We start from the raw sequence: 25237 nt of genomic DNA, 5'->3' as shown, positions 1-25237 counted from the left end.
GTGTAATCACGGCTATTCGTTATTTCAGAACTAACACAGTGGACGCGAGCAACTGAGGACAAGCCCTCGGCCTATTAGTACCAGTCAGCTCCACCCCTCACAGGGCTTCCACATCTGGCCTATCAACCCAGTCGTCTACTGGGAGCCTTAACCCCTCAAAGGAGGTGGGAATACTCATCTCGAAGCAGGCTTCCCGCTTAGATGCTTTCAGCGGTTATCCTTTCCGAACGTAGCCAACCAGCCATGCCCTTGGCAGAACAACTGGCACACCAGAGGTTCGTCCGTCCCGGTCCTCTCGTACTAGGGACAGCCCTTCTCAATATTCCTACGCGCACAGCGGATAGGGACCGAACTGTCTCACGACGTTCTAAACCCAGCTCGCGTACCGCTTTAATGGGCGAACAGCCCAACCCTTGGGACCGACTCCAGCCCCAGGATGCGACGAGCCGACATCGAGGTGCCAAACCATCCCGTCGATATGGACTCTTGGGGAAGATCAGCCTGTTATCCCCGGGGTACCTTTTATCCGTTGAGCGACAGCGCTTCCACAAGCCACTGCCGGATCACTAGTCCCGACTTTCGTCCCTGCTCGACCCGTCGGTCTCACAGTCAAGCTCCCTTGTGCACTTACACTCAACACCTGATTACCAACCAGGCTGAGGGAACCTTTGGGCGCCTCCGTTACTCTTTAGGAGGCAACCGCCCCAGTTAAACTACCCATCAGACACTGTCCCTGATCCGGATCACGGACCCAGGTTAGACATCCAGCACGACCAGAGTGGTATTTCAACGACGACTCCACAACCACTGGCGTGGCCGCTTCACAGTCTCCCACCTATCCTACACAAGCCGAACCGAACACCAATATCAAACTATAGTAAAGGTCCCGGGGTCTTTCCGTCCTGCTGCGCGAAACGAGCATCTTTACTCGTAGTGCAATTTCACCGGGCCTATGGTTGAGACAGTCGAGAAGTCGTTACGCCATTCGTGCAGGTCGGAACTTACCCGACAAGGAATTTCGCTACCTTAGGATGGTTATAGTTACCACCGCCGTTTACTGGCGCTTAAGTTCTCAGCTTCGCCACCCCGAAGAGCAGCTAACCGGTCCCCTTAACGTTCCAGCACCGGGCAGGCGTCAGTCCGTATACATCGCCTTACGGCTTCGCACGGACCTGTGTTTTTAGTAAACAGTCGCTTCTCGCTGGTCTCTGCGGCCACCCCCAGCTCACGGAGCAAGTCCGATCACCAGGCGTGGCCCCCCTTCTCCCGAAGTTACGGGGGCATTTTGCCGAGTTCCTTAACCATAGTTCACCCGAACGCCTCGGTATTCTCTACCTGACCACCTGAGTCGGTTTAGGGTACGGGCCGCCATGAAACTCGCTAGAGGCTTTTCTCGACAGCATAGGATCATCCACTTCACCACAATCGGCTCGGCATCAGGTCTCAGACTTATATGCACGACGGATTTACCTACCGTGCGTCCTACACCCTTACCCCGGGACAACCACCGCCCGGGCTGGACTACCTTCCTGCGTCACCCCATCGCTTACCTACTACAAGTCTGGTTCATCGGCTCCACCACTACCCTCAACTCCGAAGAGATCGGGCCGGCTTCACGGACTTAGCATCGCCTGATTCAGTACTGGGCGTTTCAAAGCGGGTACCGGAATATCAACCGGTTGTCCATCGACTACGCCTGTCGGCCTCGCCTTAGGTCCCGACTTACCCTGGGCAGATCAGCTTGACCCAGGAACCCTTAGTCAATCGGCGCACACGTTTCTCACGTGTGTATCGCTACTCATGCCTGCATTCTCACTCGTGAACCGTCCACAACTCGCTTCCGCGGCTGCTTCACCCGGCACACGACGCTCCCCTACCCATCCATACTCCCGTTGAGGATATGTGTATGAATGACACGACTTCGGCGGTACGCTTGAGCCCCGCTACATTGTCGGCGCGGAATCACTTGACCAGTGAGCTATTACGCACTCTTTCAAGGGTGGCTGCTTCTAAGCCAACCTCCTGGTTGTCTCTGCGACTCCACATCCTTTCCCACTTAGCGTACGCTTAGGGGCCTTAGTCGATGCTCTGGGCTGTTTCCCTCTCGACCATGGAGCTTATCCCCCACAGTCTCACTGCCGCGCTCTCACTTACCGGCATTCGGAGTTTGGCTAAGGTCAGTAACCCGGTAGGGCCCATCGCCTATCCAGTGCTCTACCTCCGGCAAGAAACACACGACGCTGCACCTAAATGCATTTCGGGGAGAACCAGCTATCACGGAGTTTGATTGGCCTTTCACCCCTAACCACAGGTCATCCCCCAGGTTTTCAACCCTGGTGGGTTCGGTCCTCCACGAAGTCTTACCTCCGCTTCAACCTGCCCATGGCTAGATCACTCCGCTTCGGGTCTAGAGCGTGCAACTCAAACGCCCTGTTCGGACTCGCTTTCGCTACGGCTTCCCCACACGGGTTAACCTCGCTACACACCGCTAACTCGCAGGCTCATTCTTCAAAAGGCACGCAGTCACGACTGACAGCACAAGTGCTGCCAGCGACGCTCCCACGGCTTGTAGGCACACGGTTTCAGGTACTATTTCACTCCGCTCCCGCGGTACTTTTCACCATTCCCTCACGGTACTATCCGCTATCGGTCACCAGGGAATATTTAGGCTTAGCGGGTGGTCCCGCCAGATTCACACGGGATTTCTCGGGCCCCGTGCTACTTGGGTGATTCTCAAACGAGCCGTCAATGTTTCAGCTACGGGGGTCTTACCCTCTACGCCGGACCTTTCGCATGTCCTTCGCCTACATCAACGGTTTCTGACTCGTCTCACGGCCGGCAGACCGCAAAAGAGAACTCCCACAACCCCGCATACGCAACCCCTGCCGGGTATCACACGCATACGGTTTGGCCTCATCCAGTTTCGCTCGCCACTACTCCCGGAATCACGGTTGTTTTCTCTTCCTGAGGGTACTGAGATGTTTCACTTCCCCTCGTTCCCTCCACACTGCCTATGTGTTCAGCAGCGGGTGACAGCCCATGACGACTGCCGGGTTTCCCCATTCGGAAACCCCCGGATCAAAGCTTGGTTGACAGCTCCCCGGGGACTATCGTGGCCTCCCACGTCCTTCATCGGTTCCTGGTGCCAAGGCATCCACCGTGCGCCCTTAAAAACTTGGCCACAGATGCTCGCGTCCACTGTGCAGTTCTCAAACAACGACCAGCCACCCACCACCCCGTCCCTGAGGACGAGTTCACTGGGGCCGGATCAGAAGGAACAACCTTACGGCCGCACCCTCAGACACCCAACAACGTGCCCGACACAATCCCTCGTCCTCTGTGTTCCACGCCGAAGCAGTACTGACAGAAACCGATTGATCGTGCCGAATAGTCAACGTTCCACCCATGAGCTGACCACCGTCGAACATTTGCCGACGTAGTGGCTCTCGATTCCTTACGGAATCTAGATGCTCCTTAGAAAGGAGGTGATCCAGCCGCACCTTCCGGTACGGCTACCTTGTTACGACTTCGTCCCAATCGCCAGTCCCACCTTCGACAGCTCCCTCCCACAAGGGGTTGGGCCACCGGCTTCGGGTGTTACCGACTTTCGTGACGTGACGGGCGGTGTGTACAAGGCCCGGGAACGTATTCACCGCAGCAATGCTGATCTGCGATTACTAGCAACTCCGACTTCATGGGGTCGAGTTGCAGACCCCAATCCGAACTGAGACCGGCTTTTTGAGATTCGCTCCGCCTCACGGCATCGCAGCTCATTGTACCGGCCATTGTAGCACGTGTGCAGCCCAAGACATAAGGGGCATGATGACTTGACGTCGTCCCCACCTTCCTCCGAGTTGACCCCGGCAGTCTCCTGTGAGTCCCCATCACCCCGAAAGGCATGCTGGCAACACAGAACAAGGGTTGCGCTCGTTGCGGGACTTAACCCAACATCTCACGACACGAGCTGACGACAGCCATGCACCACCTGTATACCGACCACAAGGGGGGCACCATCTCTGATGCTTTCCGGTATATGTCAAGCCTTGGTAAGGTTCTTCGCGTTGCGTCGAATTAAGCCACATGCTCCGCTGCTTGTGCGGGCCCCCGTCAATTCCTTTGAGTTTTAGCCTTGCGGCCGTACTCCCCAGGCGGGGAACTTAATGCGTTAGCTGCGGCACCGACGACGTGGAATGTCGCCAACACCTAGTTCCCAACGTTTACGGCGTGGACTACCAGGGTATCTAATCCTGTTCGCTCCCCACGCTTTCGCTCCTCAGCGTCAGTAATGGCCCAGAGATCCGCCTTCGCCACCGGTGTTCCTCCTGATATCTGCGCATTTCACCGCTACACCAGGAATTCCGATCTCCCCTACCACACTCTAGCTAGCCCGTATCGAATGCAGACCCGGGGTTAAGCCCCGGGCTTTCACATCCGACGTGACAAGCCGCCTACGAGCTCTTTACGCCCAATAATTCCGGACAACGCTTGCGCCCTACGTATTACCGCGGCTGCTGGCACGTAGTTAGCCGGCGCTTCTTCTGCAGGTACCGTCACTTGCGCTTCTTCCCTGCTGAAAGAGGTTTACAACCCGAAGGCCGTCATCCCTCACGCGGCGTCGCTGCATCAGGCTTTCGCCCATTGTGCAATATTCCCCACTGCTGCCTCCCGTAGGAGTCTGGGCCGTGTCTCAGTCCCAGTGTGGCCGGTCGCCCTCTCAGGCCGGCTACCCGTCGTCGCCTTGGTAGGCCATTACCCCACCAACAAGCTGATAGGCCGCGGGCTCATCCTTCACCGCCGGAGCTTTCAACCCCGTTCCATGCGGAACAGAGTATTATCCGGTATTAGACCCCGTTTCCAGGGCTTGTCCCAGAGTGAAGGGCAGATTGCCCACGTGTTACTCACCCGTTCGCCACTAATCCACCACCGAAGCGGCTTCATCGTTCGACTTGCATGTGTTAAGCACGCCGCCAGCGTTCGTCCTGAGCCAGGATCAAACTCTCCGTGAATGTTTACCCGTAATCGGGTGCACACATCACGAGAGCGGAACAACAAGGTCGGAATAAGACCCGTCGTTCACAGCGTCCTCGCTGTGTATTGCCTACCGCCGCACATGGCGGCCGTAGGACTTTTCAAAGGAACCACCAACCTGCCGAAGCAGGCCGGGGTATCAACATATCTGGCGTTGACTTTTGGCACGCTGTTGAGTTCTCAAGGAACGGACGCTTCCTTCGGTCCCGTATCACCGGGCCCCTCCGGGCGCTTCCCTTCGTTTACTTCTTTTGTGTCTTGCTGTCTTGCGTTTCCGACTCTATCAGACGCTTTCCAGTGTCCGATCCCGGTCGAAGCGGGGTGCTTTCGAGGTTCTTCGCTTTCGCGTTTCCCTTTTCGGCGGTTCCAACTTTACCAGACTCTTTTTCGTTCCGTTTCCGGTCCGAATTTGATTTCCGGTGGCCAGTGGAGTGACCTTGCCTTTCGGCGGATCCAACTTTATCAGAAGTCTGTCGGCCGAATGAACGACCTGCAATTCGAGATAAAGAGAATCAGTGGCTCTACCGGATATATGAGCTTTCCGGTGTGAGCGAGCTAGATGCTATGCGCTTCACTCGGGCTTGTCCAGCCTGAGGCAACCGTTTAAATCTACCTCCCCACATCGACCGTGTCAACGGTTTTGTGGGCGAAGAGGAGACTAGCAGCTCGGCGAGGGCGAATGCACACCGGTGGTCACGCGGCGGAGGGAAGCTCGGCGCTGCGTTCGACCGCGGTGAGGTCGCCGGTGTCGCCGACCCGTACCGCGCGGCGGCCCAGGATGTAGACGTACGCGAGAAAGGCCAGCTCAGCGGCGATGCCGATGGCGATCCGGGCCCAGGTCGGAAGGCCCGAGGGGGTCACGAAGCCCTCGATGACGCCGGAGACGAACAGCACCAGGGCCAGGCCGATGGCCATGCCCAGGGCGGCGCGGCCCTGCTGGGCGAGGGCGGTGCGGCGAGAGAGGGGGCCGGGGTCGATCACCGTCCAGCCGAGGCGGAGCCCCGTACCGGCGGCCACGAACACGGCAGTCAGTTCGAGCAGGCCGTGCGGCAGGACCAGGCCGAGGAAGACGTCCAGGCGGCCCGCGGAGGACATCAGACCGATGCCGACGCCGAGATTGAGCATGTTGATGAAGAGGATCCAGATCACCGGCAGACAGAGGAACGCGCCCAGGACCAGGCACATCGCGGCGGCCTGCGCGTTGTTCGTCCACACCTGCGCGGCGAACGAGGCCGCCGGGTGGCTGGAGTAGTAGGTCTCGTACTCCCCGCCGGGGCGGGTCATGGCCCGGAGGTCGTCCGGGGCCGCTATCGCGGCCTGGACCTCGGGGTGCGTACCGATCCACCAGCCCAGGAGGGCGGCCACCAGGGTGGACAGGACGGCGGTGGGGACCCACCAGTGGCGCGAGCGGTAGACCGCTGCCGGGAATCCCGTCGTGAGGAAGCGGGCCGCGTCGCGCCAGGACGCCTTGCGGGTGCCGGTGACCGTGGCGCGGGCGCGGGCCACGAGCTGGGTGAGGCGCGCGGTGAGCAGGGGGTCGGGGGCGGTCGACTGGATCAGGGAGAGGTGGGTGGCCGTGCGCTGGTAAAGGACGACGAGTTCGTCCGCTTCCGCGCCCGTCAGGCGGCGTCCCCGGCGCAGCAGGTGGTCGAGGCGGTCCCACTCCGTGCGGTGGGCGGTGACGAAGACGTCGAGGTCCATGGGCGGCTGTTGCTCCAGGCTCCGGGCGAGGGTGCGTGCGTACGGGTCGTCCTACTGCGGCGCGTTGCGGGTCAGCTTGGCAGACTGGGGCCGGCCGGAGCAGCGAAGGCCGGGGAAGAGTGGGGGCGCGATGAGCGAGTTGGTGACCGGGGACGCGGTGGTCCTGGGGCTGAGGCCGGCACGGCTGCCGAGCCGGGCGCTGGCGGCGGCCATCGATCTGGCGGTGGTCTTCTTCGTCTTCATCCTGATCTCGGTCGTGGTGGGGATCGCCTCCGTCACCTTGGACGAGGCGGCCGTCGCGGCTATCACGGTGGCCCTGTTCCTGCTGGTGCTGATCGGTGGGCCGATCGCCGTGGAGACCCTGAGCCACGGCCGTTCCCTCGGGAAGCTGGCCTGCGGGCTGCGTGTGGTGCGGGACGACGGCGGGCCGATCCGGTTCCGGCACGCGCTCGTGCGCGGGGCGATGGGGGCCGTGGAGATCCTGATGACGTTCGGGGCCGTGGCCTGTATCGCGTCGCTGGTGTCGGCACGCGGGCGTCGGCTCGGTGATGTCTTCGCGGGCACGCTGGTCGTCCGGGAGCGCGTGGCGGCCAGGGGGTCGGCCGCCTTGCCGCCGCCTCCGCCGTGGCTGGTCGGGCGGTTCTCCCAGCTGGACCTCTCCGCCGTACCGGACGAGCTGTGGCTCGCTGTTCGGCAGTACCTGACGCGGATGCATCAGCTGGATCCCGGCGTGGGCGGGTCGATCGCCGGGCGGCTGGCCGACGAGCTGGTGGCCCGTACGGGGATCGTGCCGCCGCAGGGGATTCCGGCGGCCGCGTTCCTGGCCGCCGTGGTGCATGAGCGGCAGGCGCGGGATGCCCGGCGGGCGTTCGCGAGGGTATCGCCGGTTGTCGGGCCTGTGGCTGCTGGAGGCTCTGGGGCCCCTGCGGTATCCGGGGCGCCCCTTGCGACCGCGCCTTCCGGGTCCCCTGGGGCCTCTGCGGCTTCCGGGTCCCCTGCCTTTCCCGTGCCTGGTGATGGTGTTCGGCGCGAGGCCGAGGGGCCCGGGGGCGTCGGCGGCTCCTCGGGCGGGTTCGCTCCGCCCGGTTAGAACTCCTAACGAAATGATCTTCAGGGTGGTTGGATCACTTCGGGGTCGTTGATCTGGGGGTGCGGGGTGGCTCGGCGGAAGCCGTGGGATGTCGAGGACGAGCTGTGGGCGGTGATCGAGCCGCTGCTGCCGAAGGTTGAGCGTCGAGTCCGGCATCCAGGGCGGAAGCGGCATCCGGACCGGCAGGTGTTTCAGGGCATCCTGTTCGTGCTGCATACCGGGATCGCCTGGGAACACCTGCCGCAGGAGCTCGGCTTCGGGTCAGGCATGACGTGCTGGCGGCGCCTGGCCGAATGGACCGAGGCCGGCGTGTGGCCCCGGCTCCACGAAGCACTCCTGTCCAAGCTCCGCAGCGCGGACGCCCTGGACTTCTCCCGGGCGGCGGTCGACGGCTCCCACATCCGGGCGTTAAAGGGGGAACCAAGACGGGACGAAGCCCTGTCGACCGGGGCAGGACGGGCAGCAAGCACCACCTGATCACCGATGCCACCGGCATCCCGCTCGCCGTCACCCTGACCGGCGGCAACCGCAACGACGTCACCCAGCTCATCCCACTGCTCCAGGCCGTGCCGCCCGTGCGGGGCAAGCGCGGCCGCCCCCGGCGCCGTCCCGACGTCGTACTCGGTGACCGCGGCTACGACCACGACAAGTACCGCCGCCTCGTCCGCGCGCTCGGCGTGAAGCCGCTGATCGCGCGACGCGGCACCGAACACGACTCCGGACTCGGAACCCAACGCCGGTTTGTCGAGCGCGCCTTCGCCCACCTGCACTGGTTCCGCCGCCTGCGGATCCGCTGGGAGATCCGCGACGACATCCACGAAGCCTTCCTCACCCTGGGATGCGCGCTTATCTGCTGGCGACGCCTGTCACAGCCGGTCCGAGCCCCCGCCCTCACGCAGTAGCCATTCCCGGACCGAAGGAGCATGGTCAAAGAGCTGGTTGACCTGCATGCCTTCCTCGTGTGAGGTCACCCTCGGCAACGGGGCGAAGTCGTCCGGAAGCACGTCCAACAGACCCCTTACGCGGTCTCCCGCACGCAGAGAGACCAGCAGCTCGCACCGCAGCTGACGTGGAACGTCCGGGCGGTGGGACAGGCTGTGCCACAAGGCCGGCCACAAGTAGTGGGTTCCGTCGGGCTCCGCATTCGCTTGCACCCATGCCGGGTCCAACCGCTGGCTCAGGCCGAGGGCACAGGCCCGCTCCTCCAGCCTGAACAGCGAGGCCGAATCGACGGCTTTCAGCTCGCGAGGCAGCGGCTGATCGAAGTCCATCGCCTCATCCTGCCCGACGACACCCCGCGACGAGGAGTCGGCCCCAAAGCGTCATTCCGTTAGGAGTTCTTAGTCGGTGGGCCGGGGGGACGGTGGGGTCTCCAGGTGCTCCAGCTCGATGCCCGGTGCCGCGAGGACCACGTCCCCGGCGATGTGAACGGTGTGCCGCTCCCCCGTGTCCAGGGCGCTGACCTGGTATTCGTCCACGATCAGAGGGCCGTTGTCAGTGGCGTGCGCTTCACTGTTCACCAGAGCCCAGGACTGGTCGTCGGTACGGGGCGCGAGGACCGGGTCCGTGAAGGTGACCACGCGGACGCGGGTCTCGGGGGAATCGGGGGTGAGGCGCAGGAGTCGGGTCAGAGCGATGAGGAACGCGGGGGAAGTTCCGGAGAAGGCGTGGGCGCGGACGTTGCCCTCGGTGGCGTGAGCGCCGGTGGGGTCCGTGCGGACCCAGGTGACGCCTTCCAGGGCCGCTCCCCGCACCTGCCAGCTCGCGGAGTGGAGTTCGAGACGGATCGGCCGGCCCAGCTCGTCCAGGGCCAGGTCGACGGAGCCGAGGTGGTCGCCCGAGGGGGACGTGGTCTGGGAGACATAGCGCCAGCCGGAGGGGCCGGGGGCGCAGTGGAAGTGTTCTTCGCCGAAAGGGGTGTGGTCGTGGAGATCGTGGAGCGAATACCTGCCGCGGGGCATGGGGTCCTTCGGGTTCCTCGAGCTGTGCGGGGGTGGTAACAGCGGGCGGTGACGAGACAAGCCCCCGACACGGGGGTGCGGGGGCCTGTCTTGTCAGCCGTCAGCCGTCCACCACTGGGCTGCTGCGATCAGTCAGTGGTGCAGTGGTGCAGCTGCTGAGGCTCAACCACCCGGCCGGTGAACCGCCGGATCGGAGAGCGGGGTGGATCAGTAGCGGTAGTGGTCGGGCTTGTACGGGCCCTCGACCTCGACACCGATGTACGCCGCCTGCTCGGGGCGGAGCGTGGTGAGCTTGACGCCGAGCGCGTCGAGGTGGAGGCGGGCGACCTTCTCGTCCAGGTGCTTGGGGAGCACGTAGACGTCGGTCGGGTACTCCTCCGGCTTCGTGAACAGCTCGATCTGCGCGAGGGTCTGGTCGGCGAAGCTGTTGGACATCACGAACGACGGGTGGCCGGTGGCGTTGCCCAGGTTCAGCAGGCGGCCCTCGGAGAGCACGATGAGGACCTTGCCGTCGGGGAACGTCCAGGTGTGGACCTGCGGCTTGACCTCGTCCTTGACGATTCCGTCGATGGCGGCCAGGCCTGCCATGTCGATCTCGTTGTCGAAGTGGCCGATGTTCCCGACGATCGCCTGGTGCTTCATCCGCGCCATGTCCGAGGCCAGGATGATGTCCTTGTTGCCCGTCGTGGTGATGAAGATATCGGCCGTCTCCACCACGTCCTCGAGGGTGGCGACCTGGTAGCCGTCCATCGCGGCCTGCAGCGCGCAGATCGGGTCGATCTCCGTGATGATCACGCGGGCGCCCTGGCCTCGGAGGGACTCCGCGGAGCCCTTGCCCACGTCGCCGTAGCCGCAGACGACGGCGGTCTTGCCGCCGATCAGGACGTCGGTGGCGCGGTTGATGCCGTCGATGAGGGAGTGGCGGCAGCCGTACTTGTTGTCGAACTTCGACTTGGTGACCGCGTCGTTCACATTGATCGCGGGGAACAGGAGGGTGCCGTCGCGGTGCATCTCGTAGAGACGGTGGACGCCGGTGGTGGTCTCCTCCGTCACGCCGCGGATCTCGGACGCCAGCTGGGTCCACTTCTGCGGGGACTCGCCGAGGGTGCGGTTCAGCAGGGTGAGGATGTGGGCGTACTCCTCGCTGTCCGCCGTCGACGGGTCCGGGGCCGCTCCGGCCTTCTCGAACTCGACGCCCTTGTGGACGAGGAGGGTGGCGTCACCGCCGTCGTCCAGGATCATGTTCGGGCCGCCGGTGGGGGTGTTCGGCCAGGTCAGCGCCTGCTCGGTGCACCACCAGTACTCCTCCAGCGTCTCGCCCTTCCAGGCGAAGACCGGGACGCCTGCGGGGGCCTCCGGGGTGCCGTTCGGGCCGACCGCGATGGCCGCGGCGGCGTGGTCCTGGGTGGAGAAGATGTTGCAGGAGGCCCAGCGGACCTCGGCACCGAGGGCCACGAGGGTCTCGATGAGCACGGCCGTCTGCACGGTCATGTGCAGCGAGCCGGTGATCCGGGCGCCGGCCAGCGGCTGGGCAGCGGCGTACTCCTTGCGGATGGACATCAGGCCGGGCATCTCGTGCTCGGCGAGCGTGATCTCCTTGCGGCCGAAGGCGGCGAGGGAGAGGTCGGCGACCTTGAAGTCCTGGCTGTTGGCGGCCGTCGTCATAACGGGCTGCTCCTCGTGATGGGTCGAGGTGGGCTGTCGGGGCTGGCTCTGCGGCGGCGGGCAGGCGGCGGATACACGAATGCCCGGGCGGTTCGCAGTGCAGTCCGTCGGAGGCCTTCTGTCCCTCGCCCGGCTCGCGTCGGCTGACCGGTCGACCGCCATCAGCAGCGACGTCTGTTCCCTTCCGAATCTACACCGAACGACCCAGTGACCCTCCGGCCCGTTCCTGGAACCGGGCGTGGGGAGGGTCACTGGGCCGTTCGATGCGGCGCCGATGGGGCGTGGTCGATGTGTGGGGTCAGGGGGTGGACGGCTTGCCCAGGTCGGTGCCGGCCACCGCCGCTGCCTCCGCGTTGAAGATGTCCGGCTCCAGATAGATGACCCGGGCGATCGGGACCGCCTCGCGGATCCGGCTCTCGGCCGCGTCGATCGCGCGGGCGACCTCGACCGCGGTGTCGTCGTGCTGGACCGCGATCTTCGCGGCGACCAGCAGTTCCTCGGGGCCCAGGTGGAGGGTACGCATGTGGATGATGCCCGTGACGGTGTCGCCGTCCACCACGGCCCCCTTGATCTTCTCGACCTCTTCGAGACCGGCCGACTCACCGAGCAGGAGGGACTTCGTCTCGGCGGCCAGGATGATCGCGATGACGATCAGCAGGATGCCGATGCAGAGCGTGCCGATGCCGTCCCAGACGCCGTTGCCGGTGGCGAGCGCGAGACCGACGCCGCCGAGCGCGAGGACCAGGCCGACGAGGGCGCCGAGGTCCTCCAGGAGGACGACCGGGAGTTCGGGGGCCTTGGAGCGGCGGACGAACTCCGTCCAGGAGCGGTCGCCGCGCGTCTGGTTGGACTCCTTGATCGCCGTACGGAAGGAGAAGATCTCGGCGATGATCGCGAAGACCAGGACCCCGACCGGCCAGTACCAGGCCGTGATCTCGTGCGGGTGCTTGATCTTCTCGTAGCCCTCGTAGACGGCGAACATGCCACCGACCGAGAAGAGGACGATGGAGACGAGGAAGGCGTAGATGTAGCGCTCGCGCCCGTAGCCGAACGGGTGCTGCGGGGTGGCCTCGCGCTTGGCCTTCTTGCCGCCGAGCAGCAGCAGGCCCTGGTTGCCCGAGTCCGCGAGCGAGTGGACGCTCTCCGCGAGCATCGACGAGGACCCACTGAAGAGGAACGCTACGAATTTGGCCACGGCGATCGAGAGGTTGGCGGCGAGCGCCGCCACGATCGCCTTGGTTCCGCCGGACGCGCTCATGAGTGCGTGGTGTCCCTTCCTCGGTGGACGTCAGCTGGTGCTGGTGCCGCGTTGCGGCGGCACATTGTCGCAGCCACGGGAAGGGACGCTGTGTCAGGCCGCCACCGTGGCACGGAAGAGTGTGCCCGATCCCGTGGCTTCCACCGCCTCGGCGGCCGGTACGTAGACGGACTGTCCAGGGGTCAGGTCGAGTGCGCCGACCCGGACGGTACCCGCCGTGCAGAGCAGGATCTGCGGGGTGGGGACGGTCAGTTCGGCGGGGGCGGCCCCGGGCGCGAGGGTGTAGCGGGACAGGGCGAACTCGTCGGCGGGCGTCTCGTACCGCTCCTCGCCGGACGGGGAGGCCTCGGGGCGCAGGACGCCGGGGTCGGTGGCCTCGAAGCGGACGATCCGGAGGAGTTCGGGGACGTCGATGTGCTTGGGGGTGAGGCCGCAGCGCAGCACGTTGTCCGAGTTGGCCATGATCTCGACGCCGAGGCCGTCGAGGTAGGCGTGCGGGACGCCGGCGCCGAGGAAGAGGGCCTCGCCGGGCTGGAGTTGTACGTAGTTCAGCAGCATCGCCGCGAGGACGCCGGGGTCGCCGGGGTAGTGGTGGGCGATGCGGGCGTACGGGGCGTGGGCGCCGCCGAGGCGTTCCGCGGCGGCCGCCGCCTCGGCCACGGTGTCGGCCATCTCCGCCGGGTCGGCGCCGAGGATCGCCGTGAGCACCTCGCGGAGGGCGGCCTCCTCGGGGTGGGCGCGCAGGAGGTCCACGTACGGCTTCAGGGAGTCGACGCCCAGGGCCTCCATCGCGTCCGCCGCCTCGGTGGGCCTGCGGAAGCCGCAGAGGCCGTCGAAGGGGGTGAGGGCGCAGATCAGCTCGGGCTTGTGGTTCGCGTCCTTGTACGTGCGGTGGGGGGCGTCCACGGGGACGCCCCGGGCCTCCTCGTCCGCGTACCCCTCGCGGGCCTGGTCCAGGTCGGGGTGGACCTGGAGGGAGAGGGGGGCGCCGGCGGCGAGCAGTTTGAGGAGGAACGGGAGGCGGGGGCCGTACCGGGCGACGGTGGCCGCGCCGAGTTCGCCTTCGGGGTCGGCGGCGATGACGTCGGTGAGGGGGAGTTCGGTGGGCGCGGTGCCGGTGGTGGGCGTGGTGCCCTCGGTGGAGCGGGTTATGCGGGAGGGGGCTCCTGGGTGGGCGCCCATCCACATCTCGGCCTGCGGTTCGCCGGTGGGGGCGGTGCCGAGCAGGGCGGGGATGGCCGTGGTGGAGCCCCAGGCGTAGGGGCGCACGGTGTTGGACAGGCGGTCCATGGAGTCGTCCTCGCTGGTGGGGTGGTGCGGCGGGTGGTGCTTCTCGCTTACGTGGGCCTTGATGCCAGAGCCACGTAAACAGCAGCGAAATCCGTGATGGCCAGCAGTTCCGCCAGCGTCTCCAGTTCGCCGCCCTGTTCCGGTTCCAGTTCGCTGACCGGCGTGTCGTGGCCGAGCGCCAGTTCCCGGGCGGCCGGGTAGGCGCTGAGGCCTCCCGTCGGGCGGTCCCGCAGCAGGACGACCCTGGCCCGGAGCGTCTCGCCCTCCTCCACCCGGTCGCGGAAGAAGTCGTCCGGGTCCGCGCCGGCCGCGAAGTCCCCCGCGAGCAGGGTGCCGTGCGAGGGCAGCGCCTCCGGGAGTTCCGCCGCGAGGGCGGGGCGGCCCGCCAGCTCGGACAGTACGGCGGCGAACCGGCGGCCGACCGGGCCCGCCGCGTCGCCCTCCGTCCACAGCAGCGGCAGGCTGTCCGCCAGTTCGGCGGCGAGCGTCTTGGCCGGGTTGCTGTACGTGGCGATGGCCGGGCCGCAGCGTTCCGCCGTACGGTCCAGGCGGTCGGCCACCTTCTCCAGCTCCTCGGGGGGCGCGGTCACCAGGCCGACCCGGTCGAGCAGGGCCAGCAGCGGGGTGAGCAGCGCCCAGAGGGTGCCGGGGCCCGCGGCCGAGGTCTCCGCGTCGTACTCGCCGTGCGGGGCGGCCGCCATCGGTACGACCAGGCCGTGCACCCCGTCGACCGCCTCGCGCAGCGGGGAGCGGGTGGGGGCGACGGCGACGACCGTGCAGCCGCGGCGGTACGCCTGCTCGGCGAGGAGGGCGAGACCCGGTTCCGAGCCGTCGGCGGTCGCGATCAGGAGCAGGTCCACGGAGCCCGCCCAGCCGGGCAGGGCCCAGCGCAGGGCGCCGGGGGCGGGGGCCACGCCGGTGGGGTGGATCCGTACGACGGGGGCGGCCGCGCCCGCCAGTGCGCCGATCAGGTCCGCGACGCCGGATGCGGCGGTGCCGGGGCCGGCGACCAGGACGGCTCGGGGGCGGCCCTCCGGGGCCAGGTTGCCGATGCCGGCCTCGGCGGCGTGCCGGGCGGCGGTGCGGACCCGGGCACCTGCCTCGGCGGCACCGCGGAGCAGGTCGCGGCGGTCGGCCCTGGCCAGGGCTTCCGGGGCGTCGAGCAAGGACTCGTCGAGCATGGCGGTGGGCCTCCGAATCACCGGGTGGGGTGCGGGGTGCGGGTGCGGGGGCCTGGGGGGGGTGGACGGGGCCGGGGGCGCGTTCTCGGGGTGCGCCCCGTCCCGGCCGGTTCCGTCTGCCCTGCGGGGCTCGCCCGTACGCGCTTCGCTCGCGGTCAGGCGGGGCGGCGGGCCTCGTCGACGAGGAGAACCGGGATGCCGTCCCGGACCGGGTAGGCCAGGCCGCAGTCCGTGCCGGTGCAGACCAGCTCCGGGCTGTCGGCCGCGGTGCGGTCGTCGAGCGGGGAGTGGCAGGCGGGGCAGGCCAGGATCTCCAGGAGGCCGGCTTCGAGCGGCATGGGGTGGGTCCCTTCGAGCGGTGCGGTTTCCGATTCACGTTCTGATTCACGTGGATCAGGCGTCGTCAGCCTACCGCTGGGGGGACGGGGGCGCGGCCCGGCCGGGGGTGGGGTGGCTGGGGATGGGGCGGTGGGGGTCTGCCAGGGGGGTGGGGCGCCTGCGGCGGGCCTCTCCCCTACCCTCCCCTTCCCGAAACCGGGGCTGCGCCCCGGGCCCCGCTCTGTCCTCAAGCCCCGGACGGGCTGGGTTGGCCAGCCTCGGAAGGGCTGGACAGGACCAGGCTCAGTGCCTGATCAAGGCCAGTACCTCGTCCCGTACCGTCTCCATCGTCCGCTCGTCCCTCGCCTCGACGTTCAGGCGCAGCAAGGGTTCCGTGTTCGAGGCGCGGAGGTTGAACCACCAGTCGGGGGTCGTGACCGTGAGGCCGTCCAGTTCGTCGAAGGCGGCGTCGTCGCGGGTGGCGTAGGCCGCCTTGACCTCGGCCACGCTGGCGGACTGGTCGGTGACCGTGGAGTTGATCTCGCCGGAGCCGGCGTAGCGGTCGTACTGGGCCACCAGTTCCGAGAGGGGGGCGGTCTGGCCGCCCAGGGCGGCCAGGACGTGGAGGGCCGCCAGCATGCCGGTGTCGGCGTTCCAGAAGTCGCGGAAGTAGTAGTGGGCCGAGTGCTCGCCGCCGAAGATCGCGCCGTGCTTCGCCATCTCCGTCTTGATGAAGGAGTGGCCGACCCTCGTGCGGACCGCCGTGCCGCCGTTCTCGCGGACCACCTCGGGGACCGACCAGGAGGTGATCAGGTTGTGGATGACGATGCCCTCGCCGCCGTTGCGGGCGAGTTCGCGGGCGGCCACCAGGGCCGTGATCGCGGACGGGGAGACGCCCTCGCCGCGTTCGTCGACCACGAAGCAGCGGTCCGCGTCGCCGTCGAAGGCGAGGCCGAGGTCGGCGCCCTCCGCGACCACGCGGGCCTGGAGGTCGACGATGTTCTTCGGGTCGAGGGGGTTGGCCTCGTGGTTGGGGAACGTGCCGTCGAGGTCGAAGTAGAGCGGGACGAGGTCGAGCGGCAGGCCCTCAAAAACCGTGGGGACCGTGTGGCCGCCCATGCCGTTGCCCGCGTCGACCACGACCTTCAGAGGGCGGATCGCCTTGAGGTCGACCAGGCCCAGGAGGTGGGCCGCGTAGTCGGTGAGGGTGTCGCGTTCCGTGATCGTGCCGGGGGTGGCGGGGGCCGGAGGCTGCGGGGCGCCTTCCGACCACTGTTCGACCAGCGTGCGAATCTCGCGGAGGCCGGTGTCCTGGCCCACCGGCGCCGCGCCCGCCCGGCACATCTTGATGCCGTTGTACTGCGCCGGGTTGTGCGAGGCCGTGAACATCGCGCCCGGCAGGTCCAGCGCCCCCGACGCGTAGTACAGCTGGTCCGTCGAGCAGAGGCCGATCAGCGTGACGTCCGCGCCCCGCGCCGCCGCGCCCCGGGCGAACGCGCCCGACAGCGCCGGGGAGGTGGGCCGCATGTCGTGGCCGACCACGATCGCGTCGGCCTCCGTGACCTGGACGAACGCCGCTCCGAACAGTTCGGCCAGCGACTCGTCCCACTGGTCGGGCACCACGCCACGTACGTCGTACGCCTTCACGAGCTGCGACAGATCAGCGACCACGGCCGGTCCTCCTGGGGTCTTTACGGACCGCCCAAACTACCCGGCCGTAGAAACCCTCAGAACTCGGTCTCGGAAGTCGGTCCGGGAAGTCGGTCCCGGGAATCGGTCTCAGGAGTCGGTTCCAGCAGTCGGTCTCAGGAGTCGGGGGAACGCAGCACCCTCAGGTGGCCCCTGCGGGCCACCTCCACCGGGTCCGCGGAGCGCGGGCCCCTGCCGCCGCCGTCCGGTCCTCGGTCGTGCGGCCGGGCCGCCTCCCGTACCGCGTTCGCCAGCGCTTCCAGGTCGTCACCGCTCGGGTGCGCGGGGGCGGAGCCGTCGGAGAGGCGCACCACCTCCCAGCCGCGTGGCGCGGTCAGCCGCTCACTGTGCTCGGCACAGAGGTCGTAGCAGTGGGGCTCGGCGTAGGTGGCGAGCGGGCCGAGGACCGCAGTCGAGTCGGCATAGACGTACGTCAGTGTCGCGACGGCAGGGCGGCCGCACGCGGTGCGCGAACAGCGACGTACAGGGCTCACGATGTTGGACGGTACCGCACTCTTGAGCGGGCTGCGACGACTCTCCCCCGGCTCACCCCACCGTGTCGCCCTGTGGTCCTCGACACACCCCCACCCCCGGCGACCCGTCTGACCTGCGTCGCGCCGATTGCGCCGTTCGGCGGCGGTGGCCGCGAGGGGCGTGCGCCGGGGCGGAAGCCGACGTCCCGCACACCGTCGATGATCGGATGAGGGGCCTGAAAACGGCTCAACCTTGGCCTGAATGTTCAACTCCGGACAGGAGGCCCACATCAGGGCCGTCGCGGATTCCGCCGGGCGCGGGGGCCGCCGGAGGGGGCCGGAGGAAACCGTCGCGGGCCGTCCGTCGGCGCCCTCGGCGCGGGCCGCCGAGCGTTACGCTGCGTCGGTGATGGACAGCTCCGTACCCTCCCCCCACCCGTTCGAGCCGAGGCCCCGCCACCGCGACCGGCACGGCCGCGGAATGCGGGGGCCGGTCGCGCCGCCCCAGGTGCCGCTGTCGGCCAGCCGGGGCGAGGTCTTCCGCGATCTGGTCCAGGACTCGGTGGAGCGGCTGGAGCGGCGCTGGCCCCAGCTCACGGAGGTCGACTTCGTCGTCCTGGATGTACCGGGCGATCTGGAGGACACCGTTCCGCTGGGCCGCGCCCTGCCCGCCGGCAAGGGGCGGCCCGCGCAGATCGTCGTCTACCGGCGGCCCGTCGAGATCCGCACCAAGAGCCGCGACGAGCGGGCCCTCCTGGTCCACGAGGTCGTCGTCGAGCAGGTCGCCGAGCTGCTGGGGCTGGCCCCGGAGTCCGTCGATCCGCGGTACGGGCAGGAGTAGCCCCCGTAGGGACGGGACGCGGGCGGTCGTGCCACCGTAGGGGCGGCTTGCCCCGTTCCCGTGCGGCGCGGAGCCCCCGTACGGGCAGAAGTGGCCCCTCGTAGGGGGGCTCCACGCCGTAGCCGCCGCAGGGGCGGGCACGGGCGCTGTACCCGCGCACGTACGCGCAGGGCGTGCGCAGGCGTCGTACCCGCGTACGTACGCACGTGCCCGGACGTACGCGGGCGCACTCCCCCTCAGTCGTCCAGCACCGACAGGTCCTGCTGCGCCGACGGCACCAGCACCGTGCCGCCGTCGTCCGGCAGCGTCTGGACCGTGAACATCTGAACGCCGTCCTCCGGCAGGACCAGCGACCGGGACGCGTGGACCGGGCCGCCCGAGACCCTCTCGACGGTCAGCGCGTACGTGCCCTTCAGGCCGGCCGGGGGCTTCGGGGTGACGGCCATCGTCGTCCCTGCCTTGACCTTGTACGTCTCCACGGCCGCCTCACCGCCCTCGCTCCCCGCCGACGTGGTCACCTTCACCTCGGCGTCGGCGCCGGGGGCGGCCAGGGAGAGCGTGGACCCCTTGGCCCGGTTGTCGGTGACGGTCGACCTCGCGCCCACCGGGCCGGTGGCCGGGATGTAGGCGTACTCCTGCTTCTCGCCGGTCCCCCGCACCACGCGCAGCGCGGCGACGATCGGGGTGGCCCGGCTCTTCTCGACCGGGGTGAGGCGCAGGGAGCCCGGTTCGCCGCGGGTGATGTCCTTCAGGTCGACCGTGGCGGTCATCCCCGACTTGATGTGGAGGGTGTCGTTCCCCGCCGGGGCGAACGTCGTGTTCTTCCCCATCAGCTGGACCTTGACGTCCGCGTCGCTCTCGCCGGGCGCGTACGCCACCAGCTGTACGGAGGTGGCGTCGGCCGGGATGCCGGGCATGACCAGGGTCCCCGCGGGGTCCGCGGCCGCCGTGAGCCAGTCGGTGCCCGAGCCGTCGTCGGCGGTCAGGACGACCGCGCCGATCCGGCCGGAGCGGGTGGTGATGTGGGCCGTCAGGTCGTTGACGGCCTCGTCGGTGAGGGTGGAGAGCAGGAGCGCGACGCTGGAGCGGCCGGGCACGGTGATGCCGTCGCCGACCTCGGACGTCACCGGACCCTTGGGGCCGAACAGCTCGATGTCGGCCACGGCCGCGCTGTCGTCGGGGTTGGTGAGGTGCACGTAGTCCTGGCGGGAGCGGGCGGTGCTCACGCCCGGGAACCAGAAGTCGGTGTCCGGTGCGGTGCAGCTGACCCCGAGGAGGCCCCGGGCGCCGCCCGCGGTGACCGTGGTGGTCTGCTGGGCGGCCCAGCCGGGGGCGAGCGTGCCGGTGGCCGTGCCCACGAGGGCGGGGGCGGCGGAACCGTCCTCCTCGGCGGTGACCGGCTTTCCGGGCTCCTTCACGGCGAGGACCGGCTTGTCGGCCTTCTCCTTCGCCTTCTTCGCGGCCTCCTCCGCCTTCTTGGGGTCGGGGTCGTCCTCGTCCAGGACGGGCAGGGCGGGCTTCAGCTCGGCCGTGCCCTTCTCGCCCTCGGCCCCCTTGCCGGCGTCCTTCCCGGGCGGGGTGAACGAGGTGTACCGGGTCTCCGCGAGATCGGACGTGCTGGGCGCCGGGCAGACCAGGCTGGAGCGCTCGACGGGCAGCGAGGCGGCGGCCTTGGCCTCCGTCGTGGCCGGGCCCTGGGGGGCGGTGAGCGAGGCGAAGCCGGTGATGGCGGCCAGGGTTGCGGCGCCCGCGATGAGGGACAGGTGGGTGGACTTCACTCGGACTCGCCTCTCGATGCGTTACGGGTCTGCCAGGGGGCCTGGCCCGGGGGGTCGGGGTGCTCGCCGCGCTCGCCGGGGGCGGCGGGGGCGGCGGGGGGCTGGGCGGGGTCGGTGTACGGGGGCTGCTCGCCGGTGTATTGGCCGTACGGGTCGTACGCACCGGAGCCCGCGCCGGAGCCGCCGTACTGGCCGCCGCCGTCGCCGTACTGCTGCTGTCCGTACGGGTCCTGGGCGCCGTAGCCGCCCTGGTCCGGGTAGCCGGAGGAGTAGCCGGTGTTCTGCTGCGCGTACGGGTCCTGCTGGTACGTGGCGTAGTCGCCCTGCTGGTACGGGGCCGGGGCCTGCGGGTCGGCGCCCTGGTACTGCTGCCCGTCCCACTCCCCGTACCCCTGCTGCGGGAGCGCCGCGTAGCCGCCGGTGGACTCCTGCGGGTCGTAGCCGCCGTCCTTGGCGTACGGGTCGGCGCTCTGCTGGTCGGGGATGCCGGGGGTGTACGCCCCCGTGTCGGAGTCCGTTTCCGGCGAGGCCGGAGGTGCGGAGGGCGGCGGGGGCGGGGCCTCGCCCGGAGCGTCCGCTTCCGTGTGGCCCTCGCCGCCCGGATGCCCGGCCGCAGCCGCCGCCAGGGCCTCCGCCTCTGCGGCGGCCCTGAGCCTGCGGGCGCGGCGGCCGTCGCCGTCGGCGTCCGCCGCGATGGCGAGCGCCTCCTCGGGCAGGTCGTCGTCGATGTCCCGGCGGCGGCCCGGCAGGGCCATGACCACCAGGACCACGGCGAGCGCGCACTGGGTCCAGATCCAGGCGGTGTGCGTGAAGGGGGCGTCGTACGTGAGGGCCAGACGGCCCCCGCTCGCGGGGAGTTCGAAGCCCTGGGCCCAGCCGTCGACGGTCACGGGGGTCAGCGGCTTGCCGTCGACCGTGGCCTGCCAGCCGGGGGCGGCCTCGTCCGCGATGCGCAGGATGCGGCCCTCGTCGCCCGCCGGGATCTCGGCATCGGCGTCGACGGGCCCGGAGCCGACGGGGACGCGCTCGCCCTCGCCGCCCGCCGGGACGACCATCACCCGGGCGACCTGGCGGTCCACCCGCCACAGGGCGCTGCCGTCGAGCTGGCTGAGGCGGCTGAGGCCGGGGGTGGTGTCGAGGACGCGGCTCATCTGGCGCGGGGCTCCGTCGCGTACGAGGACGTAACGGATGGCGAAGTTGCCGAGCTGGCCGCCCTGGTCGGCGCCGGAGCCCGCGACCAGGTTGGCGACGACCTTGTCGAGGTGGGTGTTGGACCCCGCCGCCTCGGTCAGTTCGCCGTCGCCGAGCCGGGCGCCGGAGCCCCGGACCAGGCTGTACGAGACGGAGCCGGGCGAGGTGCCGCCGAGGACCAGGGTGCGCGCCTGGTCGCGGGTCGAGCTCTCCTCGGCCACGAACGCGGGCACCTGGACGGGGTCGCGGCGCTCCAGCGGGCCGTCCGCGCCTCCGAACATCCAGCCGAAGGCCGCGAGGGCCGGGGCGAGGGCGGCGGCCAGGGCGATCAGGGCCGCGACGGGCTGGCGCCAGCCGAAGCTCTGTTCCGCGACCCGGACCCGGGCCCCGTCCGCGCCGACGAGGGCGGCCGCGATCAGGGCGGCGCCGTAGACGAGGGTGGCGGGTCCGGACCAGGTCGAGCCGTTGGCGAGCGCGGCGAAGAGCAGGCCGGTGAGCGCGGTGGCCCAGGCGGCGCGGACGGCGAACTGCCGGTCCTCGCGCAGCAGGGCCGCGAGCGCCGCGAGGACGATGCCGAGGAGCAGGATGCTGCCCGCCGCCTTGGGACCGCCGGGGCTGATCCCGAGCAGGTCGAACGCCGAGGCCGACCCCGTACCGAGGTCCAGGCCCGCTTCCCGCAGGAACGCGGACGGGTCGGTGAGCAGCGTCAGCGACCAGGGCGCCAGCGCCAGGATCGGGGTGCCGACGGCGGCGAGGAAGCGGAGCCCGTACGCCGTGATGTCCCGGCGGCGCAGCGCCAGCACACCGAGGCCGAGCACCACGGCGAGCGGCCAGACGACCGGGGTGAACGCGGTGGTGACGGTGAGGAGCAGGGCGTACGCCCAGGTCGCCCGCCAGCTGCCGCGCGGCGCGTCCGGGTCGGTGCCGTCACGGAACCCGTGGGCGGCGACGGCGGCGCGGGCGATCAGCGGGAGCAGGACGAGCAGGACGGCGGTGCCGATACGGCCGGTGGCCAGGGCGCCGGTCGCGGCGGGCAGGAAGGCGTACGCGACGCTCGCCCAGGCGCGCAGCAGCCGCGAGGGGAGCAGCGGCCGGGAGGCGAAGTAGGCGGTGAGTCCGGCCAGCGGGACCGAGCAGACCAGCAGCACGGTGACGGTGAAGCCGGTCGAGCCGAGGAAGAGGACGGAGAGGACCGCGAGCAGCGCCAGATAGGGCGGGGCGGACTGGGTGCCTCCGGTGGCGACCGTGCGCCAGGCGTCGGCGTACCGGCCCCACAGCTGACCGGCCGTCTCGGGGACGGGCAGCAGGGCGCCGCCCGCGAGGGAGCCGCCGGTGAGCAGGTTGCGGCAGGCGATGAGGGAGACCAGGAGGAGCAGGGCGAAGAGGACCGGGCCGGGCTTGCGGCCGATCCGCTTGAGCCGGGCGAACTGGTCGACCTCCAGATAGTCCGCGTCGTCGCCGCCGGGCCCGGACTCGACGGCCCCGTGCCGGGAGCCGCTGGACTCGGCCTCGCCCTTGCTGCCGAAGTTGCCCGCGACCTGTTCGACGGTGGCCCGGACGGTGGCGCCCGGCGGCGGGAAGAGCGCGCGCAGCTCGGCCGCGTCGACCGCGCCCTTTCCGCGTTCGCGGCGGGCGGCGAGGATGCGGCCGGGCCGGAGCAGGGTGCTGAGGAGGCCGGTGACCTCGTCGAGCGCCTGGCCGGGGACCTTGCCGACGAGGTAGGCGAGGGTACGGAGGAGGGTGCCGACGACGAGCCGGAGCAGCACCCAGGGCAGGGCGGCCGCGCGGGCGTTGACGAGCATCGTGTAGACCGCGCCCGCCTTGTCGACGCGGTGCGGGCCGACGACCGAGCGGCCGGCGCAGTCGATGGGGCGGCGCTCGCGGGCGGAGGCCTCGGCGTGGCGCAGGACGGCGTCGGGGGCGATGAGGACCCGGTGGCCGGCGAGGTGGGCACGCCAGCAGAGGTCGACGTCGTCGCGCATCAGGGGGAGGCTGCGGTCGAAGCCGCCCAGCTCCTCGTAGACGTCGCGGCGGATGAGCATGCCGGCGGAGGAGACGGAGAGGACGGTACGGACCTGGTCGTGCTGGCCCTGGTCCTGCTCGCGGCGGTCCAGGCCGGTCCAGCGGCGGCCGCTGTTGGCGATGGAGACGCCGACTTCGAGGAGCTGCTTGCGGTCGTACCAGCCGCGCAGCTTGGGGCCGACGATGGTGGCGTACTTGTCGTTGTCCACGACGCGCAGCAGCTCGGCGAGCGCGTCCGGCTCGGGTGCGCAGTCGTCGTGGAGCAGCCAGAGCCACTGGACCGGTTCGCCGTGCGGCAGCTCCGGCAGGTCGTAGTTCTCGTCGACCCAGGTCCGGGTGGCCGGGTCCCAGCCGCCGGGGCGCTTGAGGTAGGGCAGGTCGTCGGGGGTGGGCGCCCCTGCGGTGCGGACCGCCTCGTCGACGGCGGTGCCGAAGCTCGTACGGCGGGCGAGGTGCAGGACCCGGTCGTCGCCGAGCGCCTCGGTGACCAGCCGGGCGGAGTCGTCGGCGCTGCCGGTGTCGGCGGCGACGACGTTCTGTACGGGGCGTTCCTGCCCGAGCAGCCCGGCCAGCACGTCGGGCAGCCAGCGGGCGCCGTCGTGGGAGACGAGCACGGCGGTGACGACGTGCCGGGGGAACTCTGGGGCGGCGGCGGCCGCGTTCGGCGCCGCCGAGTGGCTGTGCACGGACATCGAGGTACGGGCCCTCCGGCCGGGTCCGGGGGCGTATCCCCGGGGGCTGCATCGGTGTACACGCGCGCCCCGGCGGGGCGTTGGCGCATCTCGGACGGGGCCCCACACTAACGGTACGGATACCCGGGGGTGGCCCGAGCGGGTGGAGCGGCCGGATGCGCGCGGGTGCGGTACGCGCCGACGGCCCGTGCTCCGCTCCCCGGGGACGGGGGCGAGGGGCGACGGGCCGTGGGGGGTGTGGTCCTGCGGAAGTCCGGCGGGAGCCGTGTGGGAATCCCGCGGGAGTCCTGCGGGAGTTCCGCGGGGTTCTGCCGGGGCCCCCTGCCGGAATCCCCTGGGGAGCCCTGCTCGGGAAAGGGCTGCCGGGGCCGGGTGGAGCGGTGTGAGCCGTGGGCTCCGTGTGAGCCGTGGGCTGCGGGCGGTGGGGGGATGTGGGCCCTGAGGTGTGCGGGCCTCGCGCCTGGGGTGCGCGGGCCGTGTGGGGCTAGGGCCTGTCGTCAAACTGCCGTCGTCGCCCGGAGGGCGGCCGTGCGGCGTCCGGTGCGTGCGATCGCAAGGCGCCGGGATGGTCTTGTAGCGGAGCTACCAGGGCATCTCGGCAACGCCGCGAGCGTGCGTGCCGGGCGTCGCACGGCAGGCGGCAGTTTGACGACAGGCCCTAGATCGCCGCCTTCTTCAGGCGCCGCCGCTCCCGCTCCGACAGTCCGCCCCAGATACCGAAGCGTTCGTCGTTGGCGAGGGCGTACTCAAGGCATTCGGAGCGGACCTCACAGGCGAGACAGACCTTCTTGGCCTCGCGGGTGGATCCGCCCTTTTCGGGAAAGAAGGACTCGGGATCGGTCTGGGCGCACAGTGCGCGCTCCTGCCAGCCGAGTTCCTCGTCCGCGTCCTCGACCAGCAGTTGCTGGAACAGCTCGGTCATGTGCGCCCCTCGTCTGTCTCTTGCGTCCCGTGATGCGGCCGTTACTGACTGGTCACGGCCGAACGACACGAGTGAAATTACAAGTGTGTATCTCCGGGGCAGTCAAGCGAGGATCTGCTATTGGCCCAGGGATTCAC

Annotated in this window: 16 protein-coding genes and 2 rRNA genes; 3 read left to right on the top strand and 15 right to left on the bottom strand. The window is 69.1% G+C overall.

Going from position 1 to position 25237, the window contains the following annotated elements; all coding sequences use genetic code 11:
• Positions 1-54: 54 nt before the first annotated feature.
• The 3 genes from DJ476_RS21730 to DJ476_RS21715 form a co-directional block, all read right to left on the bottom strand.
• Positions 55-3181 (bottom strand): 23S ribosomal RNA (locus DJ476_RS21730).
• A gap of 297 nt (positions 3182-3478) precedes the next feature.
• Positions 3479-5006: ribosomal RNA gene (locus DJ476_RS21725) — 16S ribosomal RNA — on the bottom strand.
• Together the 16S and 23S rRNA genes form the textbook arrangement of a ribosomal RNA operon.
• Before the next feature lie 715 nt (positions 5007-5721).
• The gene (locus DJ476_RS21715) at positions 5722-6729 is read right to left on the bottom strand and encodes a stage II sporulation protein M (protein WP_112491339.1); all 1008 of its coding nucleotides are present in this window, start codon (positions 6727-6729) and stop codon (positions 5722-5724) included.
• Positions 6730-6859: 130 nt separating this feature from the next.
• On the opposite strand from DJ476_RS21715, the gene DJ476_RS21710 reads away from it, so the two are divergent.
• Both DJ476_RS21710 and DJ476_RS21705 read left to right on the top strand, forming a co-directional pair.
• Positions 6860-7819, top strand: a complete 960-nt coding sequence (locus DJ476_RS21710) for an RDD family protein (protein WP_103418591.1) — start codon at positions 6860-6862, stop codon at positions 7817-7819.
• Positions 7820-7885: 66 nt separating this feature from the next.
• A protein-coding gene (locus DJ476_RS21705) for an IS5 family transposase (protein WP_162638766.1) occupies positions 7886-8721 on the top strand; the annotation gives its coding sequence in 2 pieces (ribosomal slippage) (positions 7886-8228 and positions 8228-8721; 837 coding nt in all).
• On the opposite strand, the gene DJ476_RS21700 is transcribed toward DJ476_RS21705, so the two are convergent.
• From DJ476_RS21700 to DJ476_RS21660, 9 genes are all read right to left on the bottom strand, one after another.
• A complete protein-coding gene (locus DJ476_RS21700) occupies positions 8686-9090 on the bottom strand; it encodes a hypothetical protein (protein ID WP_103418590.1) in 405 nt (134 codons plus the stop codon). The two genes, DJ476_RS21705 and DJ476_RS21700, sit on opposite strands and share 36 nt — an antisense overlap.
• 69 nt (positions 9091-9159) lie before the next feature.
• Positions 9160-9780, bottom strand: a complete 621-nt coding sequence (locus DJ476_RS21695; protein WP_112491337.1) for a hypothetical protein — start codon at positions 9778-9780, stop codon at positions 9160-9162.
• A 207-nt stretch (positions 9781-9987) separates the two neighbouring features.
• A complete protein-coding gene (ahcY, locus tag DJ476_RS21690) occupies positions 9988-11445 on the bottom strand; it encodes an adenosylhomocysteinase (RefSeq protein WP_070199229.1) in 1458 nt (485 codons plus the stop codon).
• 298 nt (positions 11446-11743) lie between these two features.
• A complete protein-coding gene (locus DJ476_RS21685; protein ID WP_112491336.1) occupies positions 11744-12703 on the bottom strand; it encodes a cation diffusion facilitator family transporter in 960 nt (319 codons plus the stop codon).
• Between the two features lie 93 nt (positions 12704-12796).
• On the bottom strand, positions 12797-13993 hold the full coding sequence (manA, locus tag DJ476_RS21680; protein ID WP_103418587.1) for a mannose-6-phosphate isomerase, class I: 1197 nt from the start codon (positions 13991-13993) through the stop codon (positions 12797-12799).
• Between the two features lie 47 nt (positions 13994-14040).
• Positions 14041-15174, bottom strand: a complete 1134-nt coding sequence (locus DJ476_RS21675) for an SIS domain-containing protein (protein ID WP_053560998.1) — start codon at positions 15172-15174, stop codon at positions 14041-14043.
• A 155-nt stretch (positions 15175-15329) separates the two neighbouring features.
• Entirely contained in the window at positions 15330-15512 is a 183-nt protein-coding gene (locus DJ476_RS21670; RefSeq protein WP_018492918.1) for a Trm112 family protein, read from the bottom strand.
• A 283-nt stretch (positions 15513-15795) separates the two neighbouring features.
• Positions 15796-17163 (bottom strand): phosphomannomutase/phosphoglucomutase, encoded by a 1368-nt coding sequence (locus tag DJ476_RS21665; RefSeq protein ID WP_103418585.1) that lies wholly within the window; start codon positions 17161-17163, stop codon positions 15796-15798.
• A gap of 134 nt (positions 17164-17297) precedes the next feature.
• Positions 17298-17675, bottom strand: coding sequence for a DUF3499 domain-containing protein (locus DJ476_RS21660; RefSeq protein WP_015608934.1), 378 nt, complete (start codon positions 17673-17675; stop codon positions 17298-17300).
• 388 nt (positions 17676-18063) lie between these two features.
• On the opposite strand from DJ476_RS21660, the gene DJ476_RS21655 reads away from it, so the two are divergent.
• The gene (locus tag DJ476_RS21655; protein WP_070199265.1) at positions 18064-18495 is read left to right on the top strand and encodes a metallopeptidase family protein; all 432 of its coding nucleotides are present in this window, start codon (positions 18064-18066) and stop codon (positions 18493-18495) included.
• 236 nt (positions 18496-18731) lie between these two features.
• Here the strand turns inward: DJ476_RS21655 and DJ476_RS21650 are convergent, their stop codons facing one another.
• From DJ476_RS21650 to DJ476_RS21635, 3 genes are all read right to left on the bottom strand, one after another.
• On the bottom strand, positions 18732-20273 hold the full coding sequence (locus DJ476_RS21650) for a DUF5719 family protein (protein WP_112491335.1): 1542 nt from the start codon (positions 20271-20273) through the stop codon (positions 18732-18734).
• Entirely contained in the window at positions 20270-24178 is a 3909-nt protein-coding gene (locus tag DJ476_RS21645; RefSeq protein WP_112491334.1) for a glycosyltransferase family 2 protein, read from the bottom strand. Before DJ476_RS21645 ends, DJ476_RS21650 begins: the two co-directional genes overlap by 4 nt.
• 658 nt (positions 24179-24836) lie before the next feature.
• Positions 24837-25100 (bottom strand): WhiB family transcriptional regulator, encoded by a 264-nt coding sequence (locus tag DJ476_RS21635; RefSeq protein ID WP_014046372.1) that lies wholly within the window; start codon positions 25098-25100, stop codon positions 24837-24839.
• Positions 25101-25237 lie beyond the last annotated feature (137 nt).

Origin of the sequence: Streptomyces bacillaris (genome assembly GCF_003268675.1) — a bacterium.
Classification (GTDB): domain Bacteria; phylum Actinomycetota; class Actinomycetes; order Streptomycetales; family Streptomycetaceae; genus Streptomyces; species Streptomyces bacillaris.
The sequence above is the reverse complement of the archived record's forward strand: the minus strand, read 5'-3'. Positions and strand labels throughout refer to the sequence as shown.

Bases quoted from the DNA above. Each gene is read 5' to 3' on its own strand.
- manA (WP_103418587.1), bottom strand. From the start codon at position 13,993: ATGGACCGCCTGTCCAACACCGTGCGCCCCTACGCCTGGGGCTCCACC.
- DJ476_RS21655 (WP_070199265.1), top strand. From the start codon at position 18,064: ATGGACAGCTCCGTACCCTCCCCCCACCCGTTCGAGCCGAGGCCCCGC.
- DJ476_RS21700 (WP_103418590.1), bottom strand. From the start codon at position 9,090: ATGGACTTCGATCAGCCGCTGCCTCGCGAGCTGAAAGCCGTCGATTCG.
- DJ476_RS21715 (WP_112491339.1), bottom strand. From the start codon at position 6,729: ATGGACCTCGACGTCTTCGTCACCGCCCACCGCACGGAGTGGGACCGC.
- DJ476_RS21645 (WP_112491334.1), bottom strand. From the start codon at position 24,178: ATGTCCGTGCACAGCCACTCGGCGGCGCCGAACGCGGCCGCCGCCGCC.
- DJ476_RS21675 (WP_053560998.1), bottom strand. From the start codon at position 15,174: ATGCTCGACGAGTCCTTGCTCGACGCCCCGGAAGCCCTGGCCAGGGCC.
- DJ476_RS21685 (WP_112491336.1), bottom strand. From the start codon at position 12,703: ATGAGCGCGTCCGGCGGAACCAAGGCGATCGTGGCGGCGCTCGCCGCC.
- ahcY (WP_070199229.1), bottom strand. From the start codon at position 11,445: ATGACGACGGCCGCCAACAGCCAGGACTTCAAGGTCGCCGACCTCTCC.
- DJ476_RS21710 (WP_103418591.1), top strand. From the start codon at position 6,860: ATGAGCGAGTTGGTGACCGGGGACGCGGTGGTCCTGGGGCTGAGGCCG.
- DJ476_RS21635 (WP_014046372.1), bottom strand. From the start codon at position 25,100: ATGACCGAGCTGTTCCAGCAACTGCTGGTCGAGGACGCGGACGAGGAA.
- DJ476_RS21695 (WP_112491337.1), bottom strand. From the start codon at position 9,780: ATGCCCCGCGGCAGGTATTCGCTCCACGATCTCCACGACCACACCCCT.
- DJ476_RS21670 (WP_018492918.1), bottom strand. From the start codon at position 15,512: ATGCCGCTCGAAGCCGGCCTCCTGGAGATCCTGGCCTGCCCCGCCTGC.